The 5,559-nt window shown below is 44.4% G+C and carries 3 protein-coding genes; all 3 read right to left on the bottom strand.

Annotation, left to right across the window (positions count from 1 at the left end):
* Nucleotides 1-12: 12 nt before the first annotated feature.
* The 3 genes from MMG82_RS00920 to MMG82_RS00910 are packed head-to-tail and all read right to left on the bottom strand — an operon-like array spanning nt 13 to nt 5,067.
* Complete coding sequence (locus MMG82_RS00920) at nt 13-1,338, bottom strand: HlyD family type I secretion periplasmic adaptor subunit (protein ID WP_050991409.1); 1,326 nt, start codon at nt 1,336-1,338, stop codon at nt 13-15.
* Nucleotides 1,331-3,415, bottom strand: a complete 2,085-nt coding sequence (locus MMG82_RS00915) for an ATP-binding cassette domain-containing protein (protein ID WP_037430690.1) — start codon at nt 3,413-3,415, stop codon at nt 1,331-1,333. The genes MMG82_RS00920 and MMG82_RS00915 overlap by 8 nt, the downstream gene beginning before the upstream one ends.
* Before the next feature lie 2 nt (nt 3,416-3,417).
* Nucleotides 3,418-5,067, bottom strand: coding sequence for an ABC transporter transmembrane domain-containing protein (locus MMG82_RS00910; RefSeq protein ID WP_241406270.1), 1,650 nt, complete (start codon nt 5,065-5,067; stop codon nt 3,418-3,420).
* Nucleotides 5,068-5,559 lie beyond the last annotated feature (492 nt).

The following is a 5,559-nucleotide window of genomic DNA, read 5'->3' as shown; positions in this document are numbered from 1 at the left end:
AGTTAGTGCTTCCTAGCGTTCACCAAAGGCTTCTGTCACATTGGTAAATACGGGTTTCCACAGGTATTGGAAGACGGTTTTATCCCCAGTGATAATATCCGCTTCACCAGTCATACCGGGGATCAGTTCCAACTTATCGGGTCGTTCGCCAAAGTAGGGCTTATCAATCGAGATTTGTACTTTATAAAAGACACCGCCTTTTTCATCTGCATCTGTGCTTGGGGAGATACGTTTGACGATCCCATCGAGTGCCCCGTAGCGACTGTAATCAAAAGCATCAATTTTTATGCGTGCTTTTTGTCCAACACTGACAAAGCCAATATCCCGAGGGGACAGTTTGGCCTCTAGGAGAGCTGTTGGCGTGGTGGGAACGATCACCGCAACGGTGCCTCCAGGTTGAATCACACTCCCTGATGAGGTGTTAGGAATCGATTGAATAATGCCATCAACGGGGGAGGTGATGGTGTTTTGTTGCACCTGCGAATCGGAGGATTTTAAACGTGCCGTAATCCCCAATAATTCAGCTTGTGCATCTGTGCGTGCTTCACCCACTTCTTTAAATAATGTGGCTTCCTTTTGCTCCAACTGTCGTTGAAGATTTTCAATATCCCGCGCCAATACTTGCTGTTTACCTTCCATACCTTTTAGCTCACGTATATAGGAGTCTAATTTTTGTTGAGATTCCAACATCGTGAGCTTAGAGACTGCCTGCGATTCTTTGATGGACTCCATCATATTGATGGTTTGTTGGGCCGAATTTATTTGATGTTTCAGTGGCGGAATTTCTTGCTCAAGACTTGCCAGCTCGGCCTGAGATTTAGCGATTTCAGCGAGAGAAGATTGAATGATGGCTTGTTTTTCATTATTCATCCGTTCGAGATCACTAATATGTCCTTTCACAAGATTGGGATGACTTTCAACATAGGCATCAAAGTTGGCTTCTCTTGACTCGATAAAAGCACTGTAACGCTCAATTTTGAGCACTAGATTAGCTTGTTTACTTTCCAGCTCTTCAGCGGCAGCTTGGCTATCAATAGCGATAAAGTTGGCGAGAACATCACCTTTTTTCACTAAATCTCCTTCAGAAACCAAGATAGAGGCTAAGGTTCCTCCAGAAAAACTTTGAATCACTTGTTGATGTCCAAGGGGGATAACTTGGCCTTTCGCTTTGGCAATTTCTTCAATATCGGTGAGCAGTGACCAAACAAACATAACGAACACTGAACCCGCAATAAAATAAGTGATTTGTTTGACGATGCGTTTTTCAGCTGGTGTTTCAATGGCTTGAGTGAACTCATGTTCTGGCAAAGAACGATGGTTAAGTTGACGATCATTCATTGAGAGTTATCTCCATACTAGCCATTAATTGGGTTTCATCGCTTGCTGTGGGTTTGTTTGGAATAGGGCCGGCATAAACCACTGTGCCTTTATTTAAGATAACGACCTTATCAGCATGCTGGATCAGTTCTTGATCATGGCTAGTAAACAAAATAGTCGTTTTGCCCTTTAACTTGGTTAAGGTTTCGATAAAGGTTTTTTTCGCAAAAGGATTGCGATTGGCTATGGGTTCATCCATGACAAGCAAAGGTGATTTTTTTAACAGAGCTCGAGCCAGGCTGATATAGCCGCTACCAACCACTGAAAACATATTGGCCCCCTGTGCAGATAAACTGCGATGTAAATCGCCACCGAGCACCTCTTTTAAAGCGTCGCCTCCAGCCTCATACAGGGCTTGGCATAACTCCTCATCGGTGGCATCGGGTTTCGCTAAACGTAAGTTGTCTGCTAACGATCCTGGCAGTAGCTCGGTGTGGGTTGGGCTGAATGCAGCCCATTGGCGTAAAGCTTCGGGATCAAATTGTTTCAGGTTTTTGCCATCTAAAGTCACAAAGCCGGCCTGTGTATCAATCACGCCTATAGCTGCCAGCAATAAGGTCGTTTTACCACTGCCATTCGGACCGATGATGGCGACGGTCTCTCCTGCTTCTACATCAAATGTGACGCCAGAGAGTGCAGGCTCTGCTTCTGCAGTGTAGCGAAGGGTGACATGTTTAAAGCTAAGTGATGGCGCTTTATTTAAGTTGGGTCCATCGAGTCGGAGTTGATTAAATTCGGTCGTTACTTCCATAAAACGATCAAACTGGGTGATAGTGTTGGTTATCATGTTAATTTTAGGCATAGAAGAAAATGCTAATTGAGCAGGGCCTGTAATGCGCCAAATTAACATACCACAGGCGATTAACGCGCCGGGTGATATGCTTTGATTTAACACTAAAAAAATGCCACAAAACACGGTAACTAAGGCTGTCATTAGCCCCATAGCATGGGCAACTGCCGCATTAAGTCCATTACGTTTGGCATATATAAACTGTTGACGGCAGTGCTCGCGGCAGCGACGGATAAAATCCGCGTACCAGCCTTCGGTTTCCCCTGCGGTTTTGAGCTCTAATACATTCTTGGCTAGTTCATTGAGGCTGTTTTGGTAGTCACTGCTGATGGTTGGGCTGGCGGCTTGGGTAAAACGGTTTAGGGCTTTCATGACGAGGTAAAACAGAATGAGCATACAAAGTGGCACTAATACTAACCAACCACTGAGAACGGTGATGGCAATTAGCGCCACTATCGTAAAGGGCAAATCAATCAGCCCGGCTCCGCTGGGGCCAGACAGCAATCCTCTCACCTTTTCGGCATTACGAAGTCGTGCCAAATGATTCGATAGTCCCACTCGGGATAACATCATCAAGGGCATACTGAGGAGTTGATTAAAGGATACGGCTGACAGATCTCGCGCTAATTTATTGCTTGCACTGGCCAGCACTTTGGCGCGCAGCAATCGGCTTGCAATAAAAATGCTTAAGGCAAGCAATGCACCTATTGCGATCCCCGGCAAAATATCAGGGGCTTGTCCTCCTATCACTCTGTCGTATACCGCCATTGTAAAAAGCGGTATCGCTAATCCGGTTAAGCTGGAGATAAGGCTTAATAAAAAAACGGGTTTGAACCACTTTTTTTGCTGCTTAAACTGGCTGGCAAAGCGACTCCTTTTTTGATTGATAGATGGCAGGCTATTAATAATAAAAACTTTTCCATCAGAAGGGAGTGTGAGTGGCTGCCATTGTTGGTGTGGACCTAAATACTCAAAGGTATGATGGTTGCGCCGTCCTATCTGCGGTTCTCCCTCTTCAGGTAGGAGCAGGAAAGGATAGATTGTATGGCTGAGCATTTCAGGATCAATAGAGCGTAGGTCGGCCACAACATGATGTTTTTTGAATAAAACATACGCATCTAAGTAACTCGCATCATCGACTAACGCGCTGCGTTCAATATTCTTAGCTTGGGCATTAAGTCCTAGTTGATTAAATAGTGTGACTAATAGGGATTTTAAATTTGGGACAGACTGCGCTTGGTTATGCATTGCTAAAGTTCCCCATTTGACGACATAGTTGCATCCCCTTGCGATGAAATATGGATACGATAGTCACTGATCGCCGTAATTTCCGTAAAATAGGAGGCCACAATGAGGGTTATGTGGTTTTTGAGTTCGAGTAACAAAGCGAGTAGGCGTTGCTGGGAGTCTGCATCGAGGGAGACCATAGGCTCGTCGAGTAACAGTATCGAAGGGGATTGTGCAAGCGCTCTGACAATGGTGATGAGTTTGATAGCCCCTTGATTGAGCATTTGGTTGTCATTATTACCCACTAAGGTTTGATAACCCGCAGGCAACTGCGCAATCGTGGCAGATAAGCCCAGTTTGTCTGCCAGAACCATGGCATAGGCTTCTCGCTCATGACGAAACAGAGTCAGGTTATCCAAAATCGATCCTGCAAATAACGTTGCCCATGGTGGCACATAGCTAATAGATTGACGATACTCAAGCGGGTCATGTTCAGTCAGTGGGATAGAGTCGATTTTGATCGTCCCCTCAGATACTTGATGATAACCGCCCACGGTACTTAATAATAAACTGGCATGTGTGAGTGGATTTGAAGTGACAGTGACAAGGCTACCCGCGGGGATTGTCAGGTTAATGTGCTTAAGCTTTGCCCCCGTTTGTTGTGCTGATACCTGTTCAAATTCAATAGGGCCTGAGGGTAATTTTTGGTGGTAAACCTGAGTGCCATTCAAGGATTCTGGCGGCGAGGCTATGATTTCATTAACATCCTGCATCGCAGACTGAGCGGTAACAAACTTTGCTTTTAAACTGCCGATTGCACTTAAGGGCGCTACGGCTCTGCCTGCAAGGATTGAACATGCCGCTAATCCCCCTGTTGTTAGATCGCCATTTAAGACTTCAAAACAGCCAATCAGCACCAGTGCCAGTGTGGTGGCCTGCGAGGCCCCTTGGATCCATTCTTGTAACTTGGATGATAGCCAATCAACCTCATTTTGCTGCGCTAACCTTTGGTAGTTGATTTTTTTGTAGGCATAAGTAATTCGCGATTCTAACGCTAGGGACTTTGCAGTCGTTAAGCCTGATAAGACTAAAATGAGTAAACGGGTTCGTTCATCATCGCTGATGGCGAGTTCTCGGGTGGCGACGGAGAGTTTTTTGCCTATTTGCCACACGCCAATGCCTGCTATCCCCCAAACCAGTATGGGGATAAAGACTAAAGGCCCACCAATATAGGCAACTAAGGCTAAAAATATGATAATAAATGGAAAATCCATTAAGGCAACAGCAGCTTGCCCTGAGTAAATTTCTCGCATGGTTGCAATACTGGTGATACCTTGGAGTATTTTGCCTGATCCTAATTGCTCAATGTGATGGTAATCCGCCTTCATTAGTCGGTCGACAAATTGAGTGGTGGTTTGCAGTTCATAATTTGAAGCATTGAGAGCAAGCAACCAACTGCGTGTATAGCGCAACAACAGCTCTAGTAGTATGGCGATCCCAACGCCAATTGCTAATACACTGGCAGTGCCATAGGCTTCATTGGGTAAAATCCGGTCATAGATTTGTAGCATGGTGAATGGTAATGCCAGTGACAGCACATTAATCAGGGTGGATGAAAGCAAAAGCTCGGAAAATGATTTGTGCTGTGCCAATAGACGTAAAGATTCGATCATGTTTCATACACCTTAATATAGCATTACATTCATCACGAAAATCAGAACCGCAACTACATCCTAATTAACACTATCATTAACAATTTGTTGTGTACAACATCAAGTAAGTGAATTTTATTACTTATTTAGCTTAGTCTTAATATGTTGATTTTGAATAATTGTTAATATTTTGTTTTTATCGTGTTTACTGTTGTCATGGTGTTTTCAGTGATGTTAGACAGTTTCATCATGGTTTGTAGTGATAGTGGGGGATGAACAAGTCATGGTGCAAAATAAAGTAGGCGATTATTTTTCTCGTCGGGGTTTGCATTCGGATTGGTGCTAGCAAAAGGCGGGTATTGCATCATGGCTAATAGCGTTATCGCGCTAGATTTGATTTGAAGAGGCTCGCAACTCAATTTCAAAGGTATATGACTTAATCAACTCGACAATGACTGGAAATGCCTCGTTTAGGCACTATTGTGACTTCTACCGCTGAATGAGAACGTCTCT

It is taken from the genome of Shewanella sp. MM_2022_3 (genome assembly GCF_022557375.1).
GTDB classification, from domain to species: domain Bacteria; phylum Pseudomonadota; class Gammaproteobacteria; order Enterobacterales; family Shewanellaceae; genus Shewanella; species Shewanella xiamenensis.
Note: the sequence above shows the minus strand (reverse complement) of the source record. Positions and strands in the feature narration are given on the sequence as shown.